At 33.2% G+C, this 23599-nt stretch carries 22 protein-coding genes and 1 other RNA gene; 18 read left to right on the top strand and 5 right to left on the bottom strand.

Features of this window, described 5'->3' with window-relative positions; genetic code table 11:
• Positions 1-6: 6 nt before the first annotated feature.
• Positions 7-663: an endonuclease III gene (nth, locus tag F9279_RS00605; protein ID WP_152110697.1), complete on the top strand. Its 657-nt coding sequence runs from the start codon at positions 7-9 to the stop codon at positions 661-663.
• The gene (locus F9279_RS00610; RefSeq protein ID WP_152110698.1) at positions 663-1184 is read left to right on the top strand and encodes a YpoC family protein; all 522 of its coding nucleotides are present in this window, start codon (positions 663-665) and stop codon (positions 1182-1184) included. Before nth ends, F9279_RS00610 begins: the two co-directional genes overlap by 1 nt.
• Positions 1185-1278: 94 nt before the next feature.
• On the opposite strand, the gene F9279_RS00615 is transcribed toward F9279_RS00610, so the two are convergent.
• Complete coding sequence (locus tag F9279_RS00615; RefSeq protein WP_152110699.1) at positions 1279-3927, bottom strand: penicillin-binding protein 1A; 2649 nt, start codon at positions 3925-3927, stop codon at positions 1279-1281.
• A gap of 40 nt (positions 3928-3967) precedes the next feature.
• Complete coding sequence (gene recU, locus F9279_RS00620; protein ID WP_152110700.1) at positions 3968-4576, bottom strand: Holliday junction resolvase RecU; 609 nt, start codon at positions 4574-4576, stop codon at positions 3968-3970.
• A gap of 89 nt (positions 4577-4665) precedes the next feature.
• Between recU and F9279_RS00625 the strand changes: the two genes are divergently transcribed.
• The 4 genes from F9279_RS00625 to F9279_RS00640 all read left to right on the top strand — a co-directional run bounded on the left by F9279_RS00625 (position 4666) and on the right by F9279_RS00640 (position 7207).
• Positions 4666-5640, top strand: a complete 975-nt coding sequence (locus F9279_RS00625; protein ID WP_226793072.1) for a DUF2515 family protein — start codon at positions 4666-4668, stop codon at positions 5638-5640.
• A gap of 137 nt (positions 5641-5777) precedes the next feature.
• Positions 5778-6038, top strand: a complete 261-nt coding sequence (locus F9279_RS00630; protein WP_152110701.1) for a hypothetical protein — start codon at positions 5778-5780, stop codon at positions 6036-6038.
• Between the two features lie 50 nt (positions 6039-6088).
• Positions 6089-6463, top strand: coding sequence for a YppE family protein (locus tag F9279_RS00635; protein ID WP_193224371.1), 375 nt, complete (start codon positions 6089-6091; stop codon positions 6461-6463).
• 210 nt (positions 6464-6673) lie between these two features.
• A complete protein-coding gene (locus F9279_RS00640; protein WP_152110703.1) occupies positions 6674-7207 on the top strand; it encodes a YppG family protein in 534 nt (177 codons plus the stop codon).
• A 76-nt stretch (positions 7208-7283) separates the two neighbouring features.
• Here the strand turns inward: F9279_RS00640 and F9279_RS00645 are convergent, their stop codons facing one another.
• A complete protein-coding gene (locus F9279_RS00645) occupies positions 7284-7436 on the bottom strand; it encodes a YpzG family protein (RefSeq protein WP_152110704.1) in 153 nt (50 codons plus the stop codon).
• A gap of 104 nt (positions 7437-7540) precedes the next feature.
• Entirely contained in the window at positions 7541-8020 is a 480-nt protein-coding gene (locus F9279_RS00650) for an Hsp20/alpha crystallin family protein (protein WP_152110705.1), read from the bottom strand.
• 194 nt (positions 8021-8214) lie between these two features.
• Here F9279_RS00650 and F9279_RS00655 point away from each other — a divergent pair, with 194 nt between their 5' ends.
• The 12 genes from F9279_RS00655 (at position 8215) to F9279_RS00705 (ending at position 21588) form a co-directional block, all read left to right on the top strand.
• A complete protein-coding gene (locus F9279_RS00655) occupies positions 8215-9003 on the top strand; it encodes an alpha/beta fold hydrolase (protein WP_152110706.1) in 789 nt (262 codons plus the stop codon).
• 82 nt (positions 9004-9085) lie between these two features.
• Positions 9086-11359 carry a DEAD/DEAH box helicase gene (locus tag F9279_RS00660; RefSeq protein WP_152110707.1) on the top strand — a complete coding sequence of 758 codons (2274 nt, stop codon included), beginning with the start codon at positions 9086-9088 and terminating at the stop codon, positions 11357-11359.
• 48 nt (positions 11360-11407) lie between these two features.
• Positions 11408-12658 (top strand): ribonuclease H-like domain-containing protein, encoded by a 1251-nt coding sequence (locus tag F9279_RS00665; RefSeq protein WP_226793074.1) that lies wholly within the window; start codon positions 11408-11410, stop codon positions 12656-12658.
• A gap of 320 nt (positions 12659-12978) precedes the next feature.
• Positions 12979-13332 (top strand): CotD family spore coat protein, encoded by a 354-nt coding sequence (locus F9279_RS00670; RefSeq protein ID WP_152110709.1) that lies wholly within the window; start codon positions 12979-12981, stop codon positions 13330-13332.
• Positions 13333-13554: 222 nt separating this feature from the next.
• Positions 13555-14112: a DUF1273 domain-containing protein gene (locus tag F9279_RS00675; RefSeq protein WP_152110710.1), complete on the top strand. Its 558-nt coding sequence runs from the start codon at positions 13555-13557 to the stop codon at positions 14110-14112.
• 68 nt (positions 14113-14180) lie between these two features.
• Positions 14181-14486: a cell division regulator GpsB gene (gene gpsB / locus F9279_RS00680; protein ID WP_152110711.1), complete on the top strand. Its 306-nt coding sequence runs from the start codon at positions 14181-14183 to the stop codon at positions 14484-14486.
• Between the two features lie 105 nt (positions 14487-14591).
• Positions 14592-14971: RNase P RNA component class B (rnpB, locus tag F9279_RS00685), an RNA gene on the top strand.
• A 213-nt stretch (positions 14972-15184) separates the two neighbouring features.
• Positions 15185-16318: a THUMP domain-containing class I SAM-dependent RNA methyltransferase gene (locus F9279_RS00690; RefSeq protein WP_152110712.1), complete on the top strand. Its 1134-nt coding sequence runs from the start codon at positions 15185-15187 to the stop codon at positions 16316-16318.
• A 383-nt stretch (positions 16319-16701) separates the two neighbouring features.
• Complete coding sequence (locus F9279_RS00695; protein WP_152110713.1) at positions 16702-16986, top strand: hypothetical protein; 285 nt, start codon at positions 16702-16704, stop codon at positions 16984-16986.
• A gap of 563 nt (positions 16987-17549) precedes the next feature.
• A complete protein-coding gene (locus F9279_RS24795; protein WP_193224372.1) occupies positions 17550-17720 on the top strand; it encodes a hypothetical protein in 171 nt (56 codons plus the stop codon).
• Positions 17721-18030: 310 nt separating this feature from the next.
• The gene (locus F9279_RS00700; protein ID WP_152110714.1) at positions 18031-19941 is read left to right on the top strand and encodes an ATP-dependent DNA helicase; all 1911 of its coding nucleotides are present in this window, start codon (positions 18031-18033) and stop codon (positions 19939-19941) included.
• Between the two features lie 123 nt (positions 19942-20064).
• Positions 20065-21588: a carboxypeptidase M32 gene (locus F9279_RS00705; RefSeq protein WP_152110715.1), complete on the top strand. Its 1524-nt coding sequence runs from the start codon at positions 20065-20067 to the stop codon at positions 21586-21588.
• Between the two features lie 271 nt (positions 21589-21859).
• Here F9279_RS00705 and F9279_RS00710 read toward each other — a convergent pair whose 3' ends face one another.
• The gene (locus F9279_RS00710; RefSeq protein ID WP_152110716.1) at positions 21860-22315 is read right to left on the bottom strand and encodes a chemotaxis protein CheX; all 456 of its coding nucleotides are present in this window, start codon (positions 22313-22315) and stop codon (positions 21860-21862) included.
• Positions 22316-23599: the final 1284 nt, after the last annotated feature.

Below are 23599 nucleotides of genomic sequence, written 5' to 3' on the forward strand. Positions count from 1 at the left end.
AAATAGATGCTAAAGAAAGATGAAATTAGATATTGTCTAGATACAATGGCAGATATGTTTCCAGAAGCTCATTGTGAACTAGTTCATTCTAATCCATTTGAGTTGGTGATTGCAGTAGCATTATCCGCTCAGTGTACAGATGTCCTTGTTAATAAAGTTACTAGTTCTTTATTCAAAAAGTATAAAACACCACAAGACTATCTCCAAGTCTCCCTTGAGGAACTTCAAAACGATATTAGATCTATTGGTCTATATCGAAATAAAGCGAAAAATATTCAAAAGCTTTGTCAAATGGTACTTGAAAAGTATCATGGGGAAATCCCAAAGGATCGAGATGAATTAATTAATTTACCTGGAGTAGGCAGAAAAACGGCAAATGTGGTAGTTTCTGTCGCTTATGATATTCCCGCTATTGCAGTAGATACGCATGTGGAAAGAGTTAGTAAGAGACTAGGTATATGTAGATGGAAAGATTCCGTATTAGAGGTTGAAAAAACATTGATGAAAAAGGTTCCAAAAGAGGAATGGTCTGTTACTCATCATAGAATGATTTTTTTCGGAAGATATCATTGTAAAGCCCAAAATCCTCAATGTGTAGAATGTCCTCTATTACCTTTATGTAGAGAGGGGAAAAAAAGAATGAAAACGCGTGGTGTAGTTTGATGAAAGGTACATTATCAATTCCTCAAGAGCTTATAAATAAATCCATATTAATAGAAGACATATTTCCTTGTTTATTGAGCAAGGATTTTGTTAGTTCTATTCCATTCATACATGAAGTCCATTTTTATAACCAATTAGATACGTTTAAACCATGGGATAGCGAGAACTTAAAAGTGAGTATGGAAGAAATATTTCAAGAATGGAAGCAACTTAAACCACAATTAGAAATAGATATAAAGGGTAAAGAGAAGGATCGACTTAAAGCTGGTATAACAAAAGCAGTACAGTATTTTATAGAAGGTATTTATTGGGTGAATGAACAGCCAGTCCATATAAAAGATGGTTTACAATTAAATAAATTAGCTATAAAACCGTTTAATATGGAAGATAGGCTTTCTTTTATTATGAAAAGATTAGATGGCTATCATTCGTATCGTCAATTAGATGAATTATTTAAAGAATTAGAAAAACAGTACTCTATCAAACCAATAAGAATAAGTCGATTAAAACAATCACCGTAATAAACGGTATAAATACATTTAATCAGCTAGCTGATTAAATGTATTTACAAAGAAAGAAGGTAGGCACAATTGTGCTCTACCTTCTTTCTTATTATTAGTGTGTTGGTGTATTGTTGTTATTCTGATTGTTTGTATTATTAGATTGGTTATTATTTTGTTGATTATTGGTATTACCTGTTCCACCGGTATTGCCTTGATTTCCATTTGTAGTACCGGTATTATTTCCGTTGTTAGTGCCATTTCCATTTTGTGTTCCATTGTTATTTCCATTAGTATTGCCTTGATTTCCACCTTGATTTGTGTTCTCATCAGAAGATTCCTCTTCTTCCTCGTTTTCATTTTCATCAGGTGTTTGAGCAGGATCTTCTACTTCTTTTTCTGGAATAGTAACACTGGACGACGCTGGGTCACTTGATTGTTCATCTTTAATAGCAGTAATGCTAAAGGTATAACTACTTCCTGGGTTAGGTTTGGCAATTTTTAAGCTAGTATCTGATGTCACAGTTAGCTGCTCTGCTTGTGCTCCATCCACACTAACACTAACATTAAATTTAACATTTGCGGTATCACCATAACTCCATGATACGTTTACTTCATCGGTATTTGCATCATATGCAGCCTGAACACCTGTAGGAGCATCTGGTTTATTGTATTTTTCAGATATTTTATCTATTTTATTACCTTTCACAGCGTATTCCGTTATCACTTGATCGCTCGGTGTATAGGAGCTTGCAAGGCGAGCTGGGTAGGTTCCTTTTTCGATTTTTACTGTTTCTACACTACTTGGCTTAGTAAAGTCAGCTGTTTCTACATTTTCCGAAATATGACTCATTACAGCTTTGAAGATCTTTTGGGCAATCTTTTGATCATTTCCAGATTTAACTGGAATTTTTCTATCTTTGTAACCAGTCCAAACAGCCATCGTATAGTTAGTTGTATAACCAGCAAACCAAGCATCTGGCACACTATTTTTGTCCGTAATTCCAAACTTTTTACGATCTTCATCTGAATAATTGGTTGTACCCGTTTTACCTGCTACAGCAAGACCAGGTATATTTGCTTGAGCTCCAGTACCATCACTACTTGTTAGCACACCTTTTAACATATCAGTTACTAAAAAGGCGGTATAATCCTGCATTACTACTTGTGATTTAGGTTCCATATTAATTTTCGTACCATCATTTAGTTTAAAAGAGTTAACAGCATGTGGTTCATTATAAACGCCCTCATTACCAAATGCACTGTATGCTCCTGCCATTTGTAAAGTTGTTGTTTCAAAAGCCCCGATAGAATAAGATTCATAAGCGTGTTCTAATGGAATACCAAGATTTACAGCAAATTCTTTCGCTTTTTCACCACCAACTGCTTGAAAAGCTTTTAGTGCTGGTATATTTCTAGACATTTCTAAAGCCTTACGCATCGTTAGTGAGCCTTTATATTTTCCATCCCAGTTACCAATGGAGTCTCCATTAGAGTAAGTACTAGGTTCATCTACTAAGGTTTGATAAGTTCCCCATTTTAAGTATTCAACTGCTGGGCCATAGTCTAAAATTGGTTTAGCTGTTGAACCTGGTTGTCTTGTAACATCTGTAGCATAATTTGTTCCTAATTTAACACTCGGGTCTCTATCACCACCTAAAGCAATAATACCTCCAGTTTTTGTGTCTAATAGGGTAATTCCAGCTTGGAATTCCTCGTCAGGGAAAGGAACAATTTGCCCCTCATACATTACCTGTTCTACATATTTTTGAGCCTCTACATCCATATTTGTATAAATCTCTAGTCCATCTGTATATACATTTACATCTGGATATTTTTCTTCAATTTCAGCGATTACTTGTTTGATATATGGGTCATAAGGCATATCATTTGACTTACGATTCTCCACTGCGACAAGTGAATCCTCTACTGGAACTTGTTGAGCTTCTTCCATCTCTTCTTTCGTGATATAGCCATGCTGATTCATAAGAGATAACACAATGTTTCGACGTTTCTCTGCTCTGTCAGGATTGTTGAATGGATTATATGCATTAGGTGCTTGTGGCATCCCTGCAAGTAATGCAGCTTCAGGTAAAGTGAGTTCGTCAAGTGGTTTTCCAAAATAGACATCTGCTGCTGTTTTTACACCACTCATATTTTCAGACATGAAAATCTTATTTACATACATTTCAAATATTTCTTCTTTAGAGTATTTTCTCTCTAATTCTAGTGCAAGCCACGCTTCTTGTGCCTTACGGTTTAATGTTTTTTGAGGTTGATTAAAGAAAAAGTTTTTAACCACCTGTTGAGTAATGGTACTAGCACCTTCAGAACCAAAACCATCTCTAAAGTTTGCGATTACTGCTCCACCTAGACGAATTGGATCAATTCCATGGTGATCGAAGAAGCGAGAGTCTTCTGTAGCGATAAAAGCATCTCTTACTAACTCAGGTATCTCATCATACTGAACATAATCCCGATTGACAGAACCAATTTTTGTGATTTCCTCCCCGTTTTTATCATAAATAGTGGATGAAATCGAATCCTTTAATATTTCTGGATCTAATTCAGGAGCATCTTTCACCATTACAGCAAATGTAATTCCTCCAGTTATAATACCTATAATTCCAAGTGATAATAAAATAAGAAGAACGCGCTTAAACAATTTCATGCCGCTTTTTTTCTTTTTATTAGATGGATCTTTTTTCTTAGCAGCATCTTGTTGCTTTCTGCGCTCCTCTCTTGTTTGATAATTATCAGACATATACATTTCCTACCTTTCTATTAAAACAACAATAAAAGGACTAATAATCTAAATGATAAAGTGCATCAATAATCTTAATATAGTCTATTCTAGGCTGTAGACCAAGTGATATAGAATGACCAGAAGTCAGTAATTCCTCTTTTTTAATTGATTTTCGTCCACCATTTATCATTCTTTCCCAAAAGGTAAATAGTATTTCTGCATCTAAATAAAAGATTTCATTTGTATGCGAAAAGGAGATGATTACAAAGCAAATTCCTTTTTGTTCCACTATGAGCTTCATATGTTTTATTTGATGATCATGGAAATTGTTTAAAGGAAATGAAGTACTATTCTTCGTTTCTTTTGCTTCAAAATCAATATATTTACCCTTGTAAATCCCATTATAGTCCGTTGTAGAAGCCTGCTTAAAATAAGCTTCTTTGATGACTGCAGCACTTCTTTTTGGATAATCCACTTGCACAATTTGGACTGGAGTTGGCTTCTTATGTATGACTGCTTTACCAGTTTCTAAATAAAATTTATTTGTTTCATTTAAATCATCCTCAAGCGTCATACCACGATTACTGTAATTCACTTTCTTCTTAGGCAAAGCTTTATTTTCCCCGTTTGGTACATATCTTCTTCCATTTGGGTAATGAATCTTCATCTTTTTCACCTCACAAAGATCCTAAGGAGTATAACTTTAATCAATCAACAAACAATAATAACACATTGTTTCAAAAAGAGGTGAACAATTTGTTAGGTCCCATTTTCTTTTTTTCAAAAATGGATAGTGCAGAGCTTATTAATAGAATAAGGCTTATTACTAATAAGTTCAACTTAGATAATATTTCAAGAACCGAAGCCTATTTTGCTTTTTACGAAAAACATAAAGAAATTCAATGGGCTTTCCTAGCTAGCCAGGTTTCGCGGAATGCTGGCTGGTGTATGTGTGATCTTCAAGGTCCGATGTTCTCAAGCATCTTAAGTAAGAAGAAAATACAGCAACTTTTCTTGACATATGAGAAAGCAAACTGGCTTATTTTTAATGATGCCTTCCCACAATTATTAATCTATGATTATTCGACGAAAATTAATGCTCCAATGTTTCACTTATTAAAATATTTTCATGTTTCTTCTTTTATGGAAGAAGAATGGAAGCTTTTTTGGGAAGCTGGAGATAAGAAAAGACTCATGAATAGCCTCATTATTAATGAACAGCATATTATACAATCACCTGTTATTGAAAATAAGAGAATCATTAAAAATGTTTTTCACTCTATACCATATTTGTTTCAAGATCTTTTACATTATAATTCTGTTTTATTTCCTGATCTTAACGGAAATTTATACGGTGCAAGTGTTTCTAATTTTACCTCTATAGATCAACGAATAAACTTAGGAAACAACCTAGCAGCTATTTTATTTAAATCTAATTTATATCAAGAGTTTTATGATTTTGCAAGAAAAGTTATTCATACTGGGTCACGGAGAGATTATGAAAAATTCACTCATTTTAAGGTCAATAATAGAACACCAATATTAAGAATGATATATCCAGTTATCAATCATGAAGTGGTAACACGTCAAGATTGGTATAAAGGGAGAATTAAAAGTTGCTGGAGAAAAAGGAAAAAAGGAGAGGAGCCTATTCTTCTTACTAAATGGTATGAAAATAAACAAAAACAGCTACATCACTTAATTACATGGGATTTAAAGTGGCTTCATTGAACTTAATGTCGAAAATACCATGCTTTTAGAGAAATGATACTTTCTTTGGCGAATTCCTTCTAGTTTTGTCAACTGTGCAGGATAGTAAGTAAAAATAGAGAAATTGGTAAGTATCATAAAAGCTTGGAGGGAGAAAAATGGAAAACATCTTTTCAAAAGAATCTGTGTTAATGTATTTAGAAGATATAAACAAAGATTTACTAGCAATTGATACATTGCTTTTTGAGAAATCCCAGAGCTATCAAGAAATAGCCAAAAGTCATGTCGAGGAGCTAAATAACCTAGAATTAAAATTGATATCTTTGCAGGAAAAGGAGAAACAGAATGATTCAAAGGATATGTATCCTTTTTCCAACCAGCAAAAGAAATGTACCTTGTACTTGAACTTAGCCAAATAATGGCATAGAATGAAATCTAATAAGTATGAAGTATATGGAGTGTTTATACGTTGAGTGAGAGTACAGAACTGAGAGAATTAACGGAAGAATTAGTGGAGGCAGCTGAATACTTGCTTAAAGCTTTTCATAAAGCCAAAGAAACAGGAGAACAAGAAGATTTTTATCAGACCGTTAGACCTTATGCTAATCATATAAAGCAACTTAATGATCAATGGAATGAATTAGCAAAGCAATGGATATCAGTGAACAAACCTTTTTATTTAAACAATAAACAAGTTGATACAGCTTCGGATCATATAGAGGTTATCTCTATACAAGCATTTTTTCCCCAAACAAGTAAAAAAAGATTTTTGGATGCTCATAAGTCTGTTGTTTATATTTTACATGCATTGCAAGAGGAAATAATAGCTACAAAAGAAATCTAAAGGAGAAAAGTTTCTCTTTTTTTTTTGCTTTTTTCACAATAATGCTTCAAACATTTTGTTTAAAGTCCTTCATTTCAATAAAAACCAAAATTCTTCTTTTCCTAAGCCCCTATTTTAAAAGTTATTTTAATATACATGTAGAAAAGCACGCTATAGGCGTTATTCTCATAGGATAAAGGAGGATCATATTTATAGGAGGATCGATTTTTCATGTATAGAACATCTTTTCAGTCGCATAGTCCAGGATATAACAGGAATTCTTATCATCCATTCTATACGCAATTAGCTAATATAGCTGAATATAGACAATACCATCCTTATATGCAGCAACCACAGCATCAGCAATGGAATGGAATGGGGATGAATCATCAATATCCATACGGTATGTCCATGGAACAATATCAAGGGAATTATGAAGGAAATTATTTTCATCCGCAAAATGCCTATAAAGGTAGCTCACAAAACATATTTCAAAATCCTTTAAATAATTTCCAACAGACAGATCAAATGAATTCAACATATAATCATAACTATACTCAGCAACAAGGATATATGAATCCTTATCCTAAGCAGTCATTTATGCCGAAAAAGCAAGGAAATATGAAAACTTTTATGAATTCCTTTAAATCACAGGATGGATCATTAGATTTTCCGAAAATGATGGATACAGCAGGAATGATGATGAATGCAATGAATCAAGTTACTGGGTTAGTCAAGGGTGTTGGAGGAATCTTTAAAGTATAAGAAAAATGCACGGATTAGAAGCTATAGAGCTTTCAATCCGTGCATTTTTTAGCATATGTCTCGGTTCTTTCTTTTCTTACCAACGATGTGCTTTTGCATTACTTCTAAGGATAAGATTTGTCCTAGAAATTTGTGTATGCCCATTCACCTGTGACTTTGAGCGTTTCGGTCTTGTCCAATTGTGATGGAATAGCTCAGAATGAGAATCTAAATGGTCTTTATAACTCATCTAATCACCTCATAGTCGTAAGATTGAAAAGAAAAAAGTAGATGCAATGAAAGCATCTACTACATAGTATATTCATATTTAGAGAAATTACTCGCCAAAACCCATCAATCTTCTATGATAATTTTCTTGCCTTTTTCTCTAGGGATTATTATTGTCAGTAGTCCATTTTGATAAGAAGCTTTTATACTTTTTTCATCAATGCGATGAGAAAGGGAGATACTTCTTGCGTTTTTACGGAACGTTTTACTTGTATGAAAAGTATTAGTATTGGTATCTTCCTCTGTCATTACTTCCTGGTAATTTACACTTATTGTTAAGTAATGGTCATATACATCTAATTGGATTTGTTCCTTATTCACCCCAGCTAGTTCTGCTTTTATTATGGTGAAATCTCCTGTTTCATTAACAGTAACTGGAAATCCCGTATTAGGAAAAGGATTTTGAAAAAATTCGTCCATTTGCTGTAGAAAATTCTTAACCGGTTTTTCCTGAAAAAACTGATTAACTAGTCGCATAAATCCATTGAAAGGTTGAGGATTATTTTCCTTATTATTGTTTGGGTCTATCGGAAAATTTGATGACATTCTACAATCACTCCTTACACAAACTAAATAAATTACCTAAGCTTCTAGGATAGTTTGATTTACTATATGCCCAATAAAGAAAGAAGGTGTTTGTATTCTGTTCTTTTTATATCCTTATTTCTTTAATAAAGTTGCTCATTAGGTTATCTTCCCTTTAAACTATTAAGATATAAGATAAAAGTGAGGTAAGAGAATTGAAAACATTATTAGTAGGAAAAGAACACATAGCATATAAAGAAAGCGGACAAGGCTCTACTATTGTATTGCTTCATGGATTCTGTGGAAATGTAGATTACTGGGATTATATCGTACCAGTGTTAGCAGAGAAATATCATGTACTCTGTATGGATCTGCGCGGTCATGGACATTCATCTTTTCAAGGAGGAGATATAAAAATAGAGGATTTAGCAAAAGACATCCATTTAGTACTTGAGAAACTTTCCATTGAAAAAGTAACGATGCTTGGTCATTCATTAGGTGGTTATGTATCGTTAGCATTTGCAGAGCTTTATCCTGAAAAGCTAGCTGGTTTTGGATTGATTCATTCCACTGCATTTCAGGATACAGAAGAAGGAAAAGAAGGAAGATTACATGCGATTAAAAAAATACAGGATTTCGGTATAGAATCATTTGTGGATGGTTTAGTTCCTAATTTATTTGCAGATGATTCCAAGAGCATATTACCTAAAGAAATAGAAAAAGCGAAAGATATTGGGTACAAAACGAACCAGGTAGCGGCAATGGAAACACAAGCTGCAATGAGAGTACGACCTGATCGAAATAAAATAATTGCTGATTCTAAAGTGCCCGTATTATTAGTAAAAGGAATAAAGGATAAAATTGTTCCTCTTAATCGAGTGACATCTTCATCAGGAAGTACTATTACAGAGGTTGAGCTAGATGCAGGGCATATGAGTATGCTAGAAGCACCAGAACAATTAGCAAGAACTATACAAAGTTTTGTTGAGAAAAACATAAAGTAAATTGGGTAATATTATCAGGAAAAAAACCTTTCAAATCGAACGTTCATTCGGTAAAATGGAGATATTAAAGAGGTGAACTGATTTGAAAGTGCGTAAAAATCTTCAACAACTAATGACCGAATGGCGGGAAAAAGAAGAATATAAAGAGCAGATAGCCTATTGGCATACGATAGAAGAGCGTGAAGCCAAAAACGTGCCTCTGCCAGATGATATTTCTGCTTCTATTAAAGCTGCTCTGCAAAAAAGAGGAATTAATAGTTTATATACACACCAATATACGTCATATAAAGCAATTAGACAGAATAAAAGTGTTGTTGCTGTCACACCAACAGCATCAGGTAAGACACTTTGCTATAACTTGCCTGTCATACAAACAATAGCTGAAAATAATCTAGCAAGAGCATTATATATATTTCCAACAAAAGCGTTAGCACAAGATCAAAAGAGTGAGTTAAATGAACTGATTGAAAGTGCGGAACTACAAATAAATAGCTATACATATGATGGAGATACGCCAGCATCTATTCGTCAGAAAGTACGAAAAGCTGGTCATATTGTCATAACAAATCCAGATATGCTTCACTCAGCTATTCTTCCACACCATACTAAGTGGGTCTCCTTATTTGAAAATCTAAAATATATTGTTATTGATGAGCTGCATATTTATCGAGGGGTGTTCGGCAGTCATGTTGCAAATGTTATACGAAGATTAAAGAGAATATGTGCATTTTATGGAAGTAATCCTACTTTTATTTGTACGTCTGCAACCATTGCCAATCCTAAAGAGCTTGCTGAACATTTAACAGAAATGCAGTTTGAGCTAGTAGATAATAATGGAGCTCCTAGTGGTAGAAAGCATTTTGTTTTTTATAATCCACCAATTATTAATAAACCATTGAATATTAGAAGAAGTGCTACTCTTGAAGTGAGAAAGATTGCTGGAGATTTATTGAAAAATAAAATCCAAACAATTGTTTTTGCTAAAAGTCGAGTTCGAGTAGAAATACTTTTAACCTATTTGCAAGAACTAGTTAAATTTCAGCTTGGCTCCAAATCAATAAAAGGGTATAGAGGTGGTTATTTACCTACGGAAAGAAGAGAAATTGAACAAGGCTTAAGGAATGGGAATATTTATGGAGTGGTTAGCACCAATGCTCTAGAGTTAGGAGTGGACATTGGACAACTTCAAGCTTGTGTCATGACAGGATATCCTGGAAGTATTGCAAGCTCTTGGCAGCAAGCAGGTCGTGCTGGGAGACGTCATGATGAATCACTTGTCATTATGGTAGCAAGCTCTAGCCCTCTTGATCAATATATGGTATCTAACCCTGACTATTTCTTTAGTAGAAATCCAGAAACAGCCCGTATTAATCCAGATAATTTAATCATTCTCCTAGATCATATGAAATGTGCTGCATATGAGCTGCCATTTAAAGAAGGAGACTTATTTGGAACAGTAGAAATTACAGAAATCCTAGAATATTTATCAGAAGAAAGAATTCTCTTTCAAAATGGAGATAAATGGTATTGGATGAACGATTCCTTTCCAGCACATAATATAAGCTTACGTTCCGCTTCACAAGAAAATATCGTTATTATAGACATATCAGATGTTAGTAAAACGAGAGTAATAGGTGAAAGTGATCGTTTCTCTGCAATGACGTTACTTCATGAAGAGGCGATTTATTTACACCAAGGAACGCAGTATCAGGTAGAAAAACTGGATTGGGAAGAAAAAAAAGCTTATGTTCGGGAAGTTAGTGTAGACTACTATACCGATGCAAATCTTGCTGTTTCTCTTAAGGTTCTAGAAGAGGATAATAAGAGAAGTTATGGACATATAGAGACAGGTTTTGGAGATGTAAGTATTATAGCAATGAGTACTATTTTTAAGAAAATCAAATTTGAGACACATGAAAACATAGGCTCAGGACCGATTACACTTCCAGAAGAAGAGCTTCATACTAGCGCAGCATGGTTATCCTTTAATCAAGAAGATTTAAATTGGGACAAAGAAAAAACAGAGCAAGGGTTAGTAGGAGCAGCACATGTTTTAAAACATATTTCTCCGTTACTTGTGATGGCGGATGCTAGTGATATTCATGTTGTTCCACAGGTGAAGGCAGAGCATAATGAGAAAGCTACCATCTTCTTCTATGATCAATATCCTGGAGGGATTGGTCTTAGTAAAAAAATCTATGAAGAAATGCCGGTAGTACTAAGAGAAGCAAAAAAGATGATAAATCATTGTAGCTGTGAACATGGTTGCCCATCTTGTATCGGAACAGAAAGTCATTCTGTAAACAGTAAACGAGATTGTTTAAAAATCCTTTCACTTCTAGAAGTAAGTCTATAAGGAAAGTTGGGACAAGCAAGGATGTCTATTAAAAATAAATTAAATAGGATGAAAAATCATATAAAAAAAGAAGAATCTCTTCCGCCTATTGTAGAAGATATACAAACAACGAAGAACATTCCTTTCTTAGAAGAATGGAAGAAAGAGAATGTTATACCCTATTGGTTGGATGGGGAGTATTGCCTTGTAAGAGAAGTCAAATACCCTTTAGATTATAAACATGGAAAATATCCGTTAAGAGAATTTTGTCAAGTAGTAACAGATTGGAATGCTGAAAAAAGAGAGCATCCGCTATCTGCGAAAGGTCATGCTGCATCAGAACTATTTTTCTTTGATACAGAAACAACGGGTCTAGGAGGAGGAGTAGGAAATTCTATCTTTATCTTAGGCTATGCACAATTGATAGATGATCATATTGTTCTTAAACAGCATATACTCCCACATCCAGGAGCAGAGATACCCTTATATCATAGCTTTTTAGAAAACATAGATTATACTACTTTAGTCACCTATAACGGAAAGGCTTTTGATTGGCCACAAGTGAGAACAAGGCACACCTTAATCAAAGAACATGTACCAAAGCTTCCCGAATTTGGTCATTTTGATTTATATCACGGTGCAAGGCGGATGTGGAAGCATCGACTAGAAAGGGTAAAGCTACAAGTAGTAGAAGAAGAAATTTTAGAAGTTAAGAGAATAGATGATATACCAGGGTTTTTAGCGCCTATGATTTATTATGATTTTGTTGAGACTAAGAAAACGGAGGGTATGATTGGAATTTTAAAGCATAATGAATGGGATATCCTTTCTTTAATCACATTATACACACATATTAGCTATCAATTGCTACACAAAGACCAAGCTATGAGTGCTAAAGAAGCCTTAGAGGTCGGCAAGTGGTATTCTCATTCCGGTAATGTAGGTATGGCAAAAGAAACCTTTTTGAATATTAATAGTAGAGATACCGAAGAAACGCTAATGGCACAGTTTTTACTAGCTAAACAGTTTAAAAGAGAAAAAAATGTAATAGATGCTGTGGAAGCATGGAAAAGAATTGTTAAGAATCACACGGTTGAAACGGATTCTTTTATTGTTATAGAATCATATATCGAGCTTGCTAAGTTTGCAGAACATAAAGAGAAAAATATAGCACAGGCCCTTGATTATACCCTAGCAGCACAAAAGTTGTTAGAACGACAACCACCAAATAAAAAGAAAATGTTAGAGTTAAACAAAAGAATGGAACGACTTCATAACAAAAAGTTAATAAAAAGAGCAACAATATCCATAAATACCTAGTTGTACAATTAATGGTTCCCTATTAAAATAGTAATGAATGAATTTGAATAATTAAGAGTTGTAGACTATCTTGTTCAAAATCATATATTTATTATAATGGAGTGGACTACGTGTATAAGGTAGTAATGTATTTGTTTTTTTTGCTTCTGTGTTTAACAATAGTCTTATTTACAACATTAAAAGATAGTTTCTACGCCCTTTTATAGGAAAATAATGTTAACTTTGAAAAATAGGTATTTGTATTAGTACAAGATTATCTCTTCTAACATAAGTTGTTAATGTAAGATAACTAAACTAAATTTTGAGAGGAGATTTTCTTTATGTATTGCAAACCTAATAATGTTTTACCAGCAGTGGTTCATCCAACAAAATGTTGTGTGAATAATACTTTTTCAAACAATATCGTGCCTCATATCCATCCAACTCATACAACTACAGTTAATCATGTGAATTATGAGCACCAACATTTCTTCCCACAAACTCAATCAGTTGAAAATGTGGTAACAAATACACAAGCAAATATGGGGCCAGCTCCAGCTCCATATCCAGTTGCTCCTACACCAACTCCGTATCCAGCAACTGGTGGTACACCATTCACAGCAACAGGACAAATTTTCCCTGGCCAAACTGGAATGCCTGGAATGCCAGGAGCAATGCCTTTTAGAAAAAGATAACTACAAAACAAGGATCTTCTATGAAGGTCCTTGTTCTTATATGAAGCTACTTTAACTGTCTCTATTACCTTCATATGAGATATAAAGAATGAATTATGCTACAATATGTTAGAGAAAATGGTACAAGTTACTCATGTTCTTCTCTTATTAAACATATACTATACATTAGTAATAGAGTGAATAGATGAACTAAAGTGTGCCAATAAGGAGTATTTACTAAACATGAAAGTGGCCGTAATATCAGGATATAAGCCTTTTGAAATTGGAATATTTAAAAGAGACGATCCAGCTGTTACTTACATAAAAATAGCTATCCGTAAACATTTAGAGCAAATGATAGAAGAAGGATTAGAATGGGTTATTATTAGTGGCCAACTTGGCACGGAGCTATGGGCAGCAGAAGTGGTTTTTGATTTACAAGAAGCTTATCCAAATCTCAAATTAGGTGTGGTTACACCCTTTTTAGAGCAAGAACAGTCCTGGAAGGAGCCTAATAGGGAATGGTATGAGGAAATTCTTATGCAAGCTGACTTTGTTGACTCTATCTCGAAAAAAACATATGAAAATCCACAACAATTTGTAAATAAAAATGTTTTTTTAGTAAAAAAAAGTGATGCTATGCTACTCTTTTATGATGAAGAGAGTGTAGGAAGCCCTAAATATTTATATGATCTAGCAAAAAAATATAAGGAGAATTATCCTTACGACATTCGAAAAATACAATTTTCTGATTTGCAGGATATTGTCGAGGAAGAATCCTATAAAGATCAATATGAGTGAATGATTGACAAAAACGTTGATTTTTGAAAAAATAAATGAAGAAATGGGAATAGACTGAGGTGAGCGAAATGCTATCAGATAAAATTAAATTAACAGCTAAGGATATATTGGAAAAAGAGTTTAAGACAGGTGTAAGAGGATATAAGCCAGAGGAAGTAGACAAATTTTTAGATTTGGTTATTAAAGATTATGAAACCTTTCACCAAGAAGTGGAAGAATTACAACAAGAGAATTTACGACTTAAGAAGCAAGTAGAAGAAGCTACTCGTAGACAAGCAGCTCCAACTAATACTGCTGGAACAACTAATTTTGATATCTTAAAAAGATTATCCAATTTAGAAAAACATGTTTTTGGAAGCAAACTTTACGAATAAGTGAACCTATAACTAATAGAAAATGATGGTGCTCTATTAAACATTACCTAATTTAACCATTGCAATACATAAGGAAAACGATTATAATAATTTTTGTATCAAATAACACTTTGGTAATCGCTGCAAAACTTTGGTTTTGTAGAGGAAAGTCCATGCTCGCACAAGCTGAGATGCTTGTAGTGTTCGTGCCTAGTTAAAAAATAAGCTAGGGCAGCAGTGATGCTGACGGCAGGGAAAATACCTAAGTCCTTGTGATATGGTATGAATACCTTGAAAGTGCCACAGTGACGGAGCCTTTTCAGAAATGAAAAGGGTGGAACGAGGTAAACCCCACGAGCGAGAAACCCAAATTATGGTAGGGGAACTTTCTCTGAGGAAATGAACGGAAGAGAAGGACAGAATAATATTCTGTAGATAGATGGTTACCGCCTTTGTACGAGACTTCGGTCGCATGAGTACGTAGGAACAGAACATGGCTTATAAAGTGTATTTGATTATAACATGATAATTAAATTAATCTAAACGATATAAGGGTGGCACGGAAGGTAGTGTCTGACAAGATCAAGAAGATCCATTTCTGATAATCCTGTCATTCATCATACTTTTTGAGTCATCCTTTTTATGTAGTTACATACTGAATGGTACAAAGAAAAAAAGGTTACAATGAGAATACGATATTGGAAGAAAAAGGAGATTATATGAAAAAGTTTGAGCTAATCGCTACAGCTGCAATGGGACTTGAGGCAATTGTTGCGAAGGAAGTAAGATCACTTGGGTATGAATGTACGGTTGATAATGGAAAAGTTCATTTTAAGGGAGACGAGCTTGCTATTGCTAGAAGTAATATGTGGTTACGTACAGCAGACCGAATAAAAATTAAGGTAGCAGAATTTAAAGCAACCACTTTTGATGAGTTATTTGAAAAAACAAAGGCAGTCCACTGGGAGGATTTTTTACCAGAAAATGCAGAATTTCCTGTATCAGGTAAATCAGTGAAATCAAAATTATTCAGTGTATCAGATTGTCAAGCTATTGTTAAAAAGGCAATTGTAAATAGAGTTAGCTCATATTATAAGAAATCAGGATGGTTAGAAGAAAACGGAGCTCGTTTTAAAATTGAGGTTTCTATCTTAAAAGATATCGTGACATTAACCATTGATACATCAGGTCATGGCTTACATCGAAGAGGATATCGTGTAGGACAAGGTGAAGCTCCAATTAAAGAGACGCTTGCAGCATCCTTAATTTTGTTAACAAATTGGACTGCAGATCGACCTTTTGTAGACCCTTTCTGTGGCTCTGGTACATTGCCAATTGAAGCAGCTCTAATTGGCCAAAATATTGCTCCAGGCTTCAATAGAGAATTTATTTCAGAAGAGTGGGATTGGATGCCAAGCTCTATATGGGATCAAGTAAGAACAGAGGCTGAAGATTTGGCGAATTATGACCAACCTATAGAGATAATTGGTTCTGATATTGATCATCGCATGGTGAAAATTGCGGAAGAGAATGCTTTTGAAGCAGGATTAGGCGATATTATTACATTTAAACAAATGCAAGTAAGAGACTTTACTACTATGAGAGAAAATGGTGTAATCGTTGGAAATCCTCCATACGGAGAACGCCTAGGAGACAAGCCATCTGTTCAAAGAATGTACAAGGAAATGGGACAGGCTTTTGAAGCTTTAGATACATGGTCCATTTACATGCTTACTTCTGATGAAGAGTTTGAGACGCATTATGGCAAGCCCGCTACCAAAAAACGTAAGCTATTTAATGGCTTTATTCGTACAGATTATTATCAGTATTGGGGTAGAAGGAAGAGGGATTAATCCTAGTGTAGCAAGAGTTTGAAATTAGATGTTTTTTGTAGCAGTAAGATTGGCAAAAAGTCTTGGGGAGTACTAATATTCCTTAAGTGCCATTCCATCTAATAGGGTTCCTCAAAGAATCAGAGGATGAAATATATGTTTGAGTTAACTTTAGAGATGAAGATTTAGAAAATATTATAAGAAACTAATAAAAGAAACTAAGGTAATAAATTTATACAACTTGAATAGGGTGTTTATTATAATAAAACCCATTATTTAGCCTAAATGTACTTATTAGATTGACTGTGATATACTTATCTTTAACACTTTAAATAATTTTAGTTATTTTTTTGTATCTCTACTATTACTTATGGTAGGTGTTAATACCGAAAAAGGAGAACGATATGAAAACTAAAGCTAAAATTATTGGAACTAAGTATAAGCCGGACTACACACGCCCTAGATATGTTGTTAAACTTGAAACAATTGATGGGAAGTTTTTAATTATTGATTTTGAATACGACGAAACATCTAATACGAAAAGCTACACACCGCGAAGGGTTCACTTCGATGGGAAAAATTATGAATCTAAATTATCTTGGTATACAAAAGCGGTAGAAAATATGACAGTTCAGAAGTTTTTAGCTATTATAGCAGCTAAAATGGATAAGAAATATTTAACCGCTTAAGTAACTTAAATTATTTAAAGACTAATCCTAAAAACAGGAATAGTCTTTTTTTAATATACGTTGATTTAAAGGTAATTAAAGTAAAAATAATTGGTAATTTCTATTGTGTATCTATAAAAATTGGAATATAAATTCGGATTTGAAGATTGCAGATATGTCGGATCATACGTATAGGTACAGGAATTAATAGTGGAAATGGAACCATGCACAGAAAGAAAAGAAAAGCTGAATAGTTTAAGAAAGTCATTCAAACAAATGGTAAAGAATTATAAAGAATACAGAGACTAGATCAGACCATTTTAGCTAATGAGAACCCCTGGACTATAGGGAGACATTTTTCCATCCTGCGCCCACATAGTGCAGGGTTTTATTTTTATATCATACTAATTAATACCAACAGAAAAAAATAGGAAGTTACTCTGCTTCTTGTAGAAATAAACAAGTATCACATGAACACGTAGAAAAGATAATTTTTTTATGAAGTATATATTAGTTAGGAACATAAAATACTAGGTTTTGTATATAAATAATGAATATGAATTAATTTTTAGGGGGGAAGTTACATGAAAGATAATACAATAGATTATTCTAAAATACTGGATGCATTGAATAATTCCTTAAACTTAGTGAACGCAGACATACATGCAAATGACAATGTAAGAGAACAATTATTTTCTGCTCAGCAAAACGTACAGCAGGCAATGACATATTCACTTTCTAAAAAGATATACTAGTATGAATGGTATGAAAACCTGTATTAAAATATGTAAAATTCTAGACTGATAAGAGATTATGCTCCTGACACTCGGGAGCTAAAAGTCACCTCTTCTTTCCTCCAAACTCAATAGCCCCCTAGCATATCCAACTAAATACTATACATTTTATAGGTAAAAGGAATAAAAGCTACTACTTTTCATTATGGATTTTCTTTTTTCCTTGAATAAAAGTTGAAAATTGACTATGATAGATATTTACAGTGAACCATAGAATTAGTTGAAAATGATTAGAAGTGTGGTCATCTATTTTAAAAGTCGGAGGGGTAACATGCAAAATAGCATGCCATTTGAAGTATCAAAAACAGAATCATTTTATGATAAATTAGGGGAATGGATAGGAGATGTGTTTTACGATATCCTTCCAGAAGCAGGGTATGAACTAAGAGATGAGCAAGTTTATATGGCTTATCAATTAGAGAAAGCTTTTAAAGAGAAGCAAACAATTTTTGCTGAAGCTGGTGTTGGTACAGGAAAAACATTTGTGTATTTACTGTACAGCATTTGTTATGCTCGCTATGTGAACAAGCCTGCTATTATTGCTTGTTCAGATGAAACATTAATTGAGCAGCTTGTAAAAAAAGAAGGGGATATTGCTAAACTGGAAAAAGCATTAGGTTTAAACATTGATGTCCGTTTAGCCAAATCACGAAATCAATATGTGTGTTTAACAAAATTGGATCAAAAGATCACTTTTGAAGACACATATAATGAAATTTATGATAGTCTTCCTGAATTTGTTCATGGAACTGGATCTATGCAATCTTTTTCTCCATACGGAGACAGAAAAGATTATCCTAATTTAAAGGATGAGGATTGGGAAGGCGTTGCATGGGATTCTCTACAAGATTGCTTTACTTGTGACAAAAGACACCGTTGTGGTCAAACCTTGCATCGAGATTACTACCGTAATGCAAAGGATCTTATCATCTGCTCACACGATTTCTATATGGAGCATATATGGACAAAGGATGCAAGAAAAAGAGAAGGTCAACTACCGTTATTACCAGATAGTGCATGTGTAGTTTTTGATGAAGGGCATTTATTAGAATATGCGGCACAAAAAGCCTTAACGTATCGTTTAACAGAACAAAACCTTGAACATTTATTAACCCGCTTAATGGCTAATGATGTAAGAGAAAAAACATTAAATATTATCGAAGAAACGATTTATCAAAATGAACAGTTCTTTGCAGAATTAACAACTGCTTCTTATAAGACAGAAGGCTCTGATAAGCAGGAAATTACAAAAACGGACAAAGTAATACTTGCTGGGAAAAGACTTGCAGGCTATATCTCTGATTTAGAAGAAGAACTAGTTTTCGAAAGTGAAATGTATGTTATTAATGAGTATGATTTAAAAGTAGTAGAAGAATATTTAGAACAGATTTCTCATTCACTAGGATTATTTCTAAAAGACACAAATGGAATTACTTGGTTTGAAGAAGAGAAAGGTGAGAGAACACTTGTCATCATGCCAAGATTAGTTCAGGATATTATGAGAGATGAAGTATTTAGTCAAAAGAAACCAATTATCTTCTCTTCTGCAACACTTTCTGAGAACAAATCATTTGATTATATGGCGAATAGTATTGGGGCCAAAGATTATTTATCTTGCTCTGTAGATTCTCCATTTGACTATGAAGAGAATATGAAAGTAGAACTAAACTATTTCTCTAAAGATGCAAGTAGTGAAAAGCAAGAATACTGTTACAAGAACCTATTGTCAGCTGAAGGAAGATCATTAGTTCTGTTCAATAGTAAAGAAGATCTAAATAGCTTTAAAAATAAATTACCTTCTGACTTCCCATACTCTATTTATTTTGAAGGAGAAGGAGAAATAAGTACTTTAGTATCTAAGTTTCAAAATGAAGAGGAGTCTATTCTTTGTGCAGTGAATTTATGGGAAGGATTAGATGTTCCAGGTCGCTCATTAGAGAATGTGTTCATTTATTCTTTACCATTCCCTCCGAATGATCCGGTATATAAATCAAAACGAGAGAATGCAAAAGATGCTTTTATGGAAGTAGATTTGCCTTACATGATTCTAAGATTACGCCAGGGAATTGGCCGTTTAATTCGTACACATGAAGACAAAGGGACGATTCATTTGTTATTGAATAAAGAGGAACAAGAGATAGTGAAAGAAGCTGTAATTAATGCAATACCAGTTACTCCTTAACAAGTAAAGGAGTTTTAGTGAAATATTATTTATTCGAAAATACCTTCTATCATCGGGAGGTATTTTTGTATGATGAAACGAAATTAATTATGGTATGATAATGAAAAAAGGAGAGTGAATTTATTGACAACGAATATTCAAGAAGTGGAACAGAACTTTTTAGAGTATGTAAAGAAAATTGGTGCATATAACGAAGCATTAGCGCTTATTTATTGGGATTTAAGAACGGGTGCACCAAAAAAAGGTATGGATCAACGAACAGAAGTTATTGGTGTATTATCAGCAGAGTTGTTTGCAATGTCTACTTCAGATGAATTAGAGTCCTTTTTAACATTGCTTTCAAAGCCTACTATAAATACTGAGTTATCTGCAATCACAAAAAAAACAGTTGAAGAAATGAGCAAGGACTTTGCAAGAAATAAAAAAATACCTGCTTCACTACATAAGGAATATGTTATGCTTCAGTCCAAGGCAGAAAGTGTTTGGGAAGAAGCAAAAGAAAAAGCTGATTTTTCTTTATTTCAGCCGTATTTAGAAAAGCTAGTAGAAATGACAAAACAATTTATTGAATATTGGGGCTATAAAGATAAAAAATATGATGTTTTATTAGATATGTATGAGCCAGGTGTTACAGTAGATATCCTAGATGAAGTTTTTACTAAGGTTAGAGAAGCTATTGTTCCATTAGTACAAAAGATTTCGAAGTCATCTGATAAACCGGAAACTGCCTTTTTATATGAACATTTTTCTAAAGAAAATCAAAAAAACTTTAGCTTAGATGTCTTAAAACAAATAGGTTATGATTTTCAAGCAGGCAGATTAGATGAAACAGTCCATCCATTCGCAACAGGTATTAATCCAGGAGATGTGCGTATTACTACCAAATACGATGAGTCGGATTTTAGAGTAGCTGTATTTGGAACAATACATGAAGTTGGTCATGCATTATATGAACAAAATATTTCTGCTGATTTAGTAGGAACACCACTAGCAACTGGAACTTCTATGGGGATACATGAATCACAATCGTTATTCTATGAAAACTTTGTAGGAAGAAATCAAGCATTCTGGGAACAAAATTACAAACTTTTAAAATCCTATAGTAATGGTCAATTTGATACTGTTTCTGTAGAGAATTTTTATCGAGCAATAAATGAATCGAAGCCTTCTCTTATCCGTATAGAAGCTGATGAACTTACTTATCCATTACATATCATGATTCGTTATGAAATAGAAAAAGGATTATTTGACGGAGAGTATCAAGTAAAGGACTTGCCACAAATTTGGAATGAGAAATATGAAGCATATTTAGGTATTAAACCAGAGCATGATGGGGAAGGAGTGCTTCAAGATGTTCACTGGGCAGGAGGAAGCTTTGGATATTTCCCTTCCTACGCATTAGGATATATGTATGCTGCACAATTTAAACAAACACTTATGAAAGATCTTCCTCTTTTTCAAGAGTTATTAGAAAAGGGAGATTTGTTACCAATAAAGCAGTGGTTTAATGAAAAAGTGCATCAGTATGGAAAAATGAAGAAACCGCTTGAAATTCTAACAGAGGTAACAGGAGAAGGACTAAATGCTCAGTATTTAATTGACTATCTGACAGAAAAATATAATGGTGTTTACCATTTGAATGATTAATAAAAATTTTTCACCAAATCCTCCTTTTTAAATATACTAATATATGTTTATTTAGAAGTGGGTGTGATGGAATATGGAAAGTTATTATTGCAGTCATTGTCTGACAATGTATAAGGAAGTAATGATTTGTGAAGTGTGTGGTAAGAAGGTAGAAAATAAAATAAAAATTGAAGTACAAAGTCAAAATGAGAAGAAATAAAATAAAACAGGTAAGAAGAGCCAATTTGGTTCTTCTTGCCTGTTTTTATATAAAAATAAAAATATAATAGCATTAAATTCTTTCAAGCATAAGAATAATTGATAGTAATCCAATATTTTGAAGGGAAACAGGTAAGCACAGTGCTTTATCAAATCCGTACATTTTTGTTTCACCAACTAAAACAGTTGGTGGTGTTATATCAATATCAACACCATTTTGCGAAACAAATGTAGAAAGATTTCCTGCAATCATATTACCTAATTCACCTGAGAAGGAATCAAGCATTTCACCTTCTAAAAACATACCAAACATTAATTCTCCAATCTTACCGAAAACTTGCTCACTACCATCTATTATGATTCTTCCTCGGAAATCACCTGTGAGACCTATTAATACTCCGATTGATTTTTGCATAAATGGTTCTGCAATTAAGATTGGTTGATCTATTTGAAGTTCGCATGGAATAACACTTTTTACTGATTCGATAGTTCCATTCAATATATCTGTCGTACTTTTTGTCAGTGTCAACTTTCATTCCCCCATCCCTATCTTTAAAAACATCTTATCATATAATAGACCCATTTAGGAAATAAATTTGAAATAAATAGGGATAATTTACATGGTTAATAATTCCTAAATGAATAGGAGTGAATATAACGGGTAATTGTATAAAATAATACTTACATTCATTCTTTCCTATCTTAGTGAAAACATAACATTTTACAGTTCAAAAAATTTTGGTATCCATATGTAACGGCGTATTTGTTGGTAATTATTGATAATGAATTTCTTTCATTTATGAATTATAATGAAGTAGCACAACAAACTTCAAAACTTATCCCTCTTCTAATGTTGCTATGATTTTGAGTCAACAGCAACATTAGAAGAGGTTTTTTTGTTATCATTGAAAATGATTATCGTTCATGATAATATATAATTGAGGTTGAAAATTATTCTCATCCAAAGGTTGGTGTTAAGAATGATCGCAATTCCAATAGGTTTAACGATAATTGGCTATTTTCTGGTAATGAATTACATATTAAAACATACAACTAATTCCGCACATAAATAAGGACTAACAAGAAAAGCTGACTACCGAGAAGAAGAACTTAGGTTCTAAGGTAATCAGCTTTTTTGCTTTTTATAGACATATTGTTATTCAGACTATTATTAATAAGCCTTAGATAGAAAAGCTTCATTTCTTTACATGCAACATTTATATCTAGAGATGTTTCAACAATTAAATAAGTAGCAATTAATATGGCTAGTTCCACTACAATGGCACCATCTTTTAATAACTTTCTTTTTTTCTATAAAGAAAAAAGAAAGAACTATTACAATTATTAAGAAGAAGGACGATATGATTAGTTGAAAAAACAATGCTATATTATTATTTATTGCCAACATATAACTTCTTAATTCCTCTCTATTATCCTTATTTTCTTTGATAGTGATACAATCACCTTGATAGCCAATCTTCCAATTATAAGAATCTTCTTTTTTAATCATTGTATACTCATAGCCCAGAATATTCCCATCTCCAATAATTCCTGAATATTCTTGAGTATCTTCTTCGACCCTTTGTGAATAAGAAGATAATAGAAAAGTAAAAGTAATTAATGAAATAGGAATAAATCTCTTCCTATTTATCTCGCCCTATTTATAAGAATTATGAATTACATTTAATTACAGGTACACAAGGGGCAGGTCTTTCATCCTAAGAACAGCAAATAATAAACCTCATATAAAAGACGAACAAAAAGGAATATTTGATATGAGTTTTAAATAATAGTCCTTTTTAAAAGTCATTAC

Source organism: Bacillus sp. B1-b2, from assembly GCF_009183415.1.
In the GTDB taxonomy this organism is placed as follows: Bacteria; Bacillota; Bacilli; order Bacillales; family Cytobacillaceae; genus Niallia.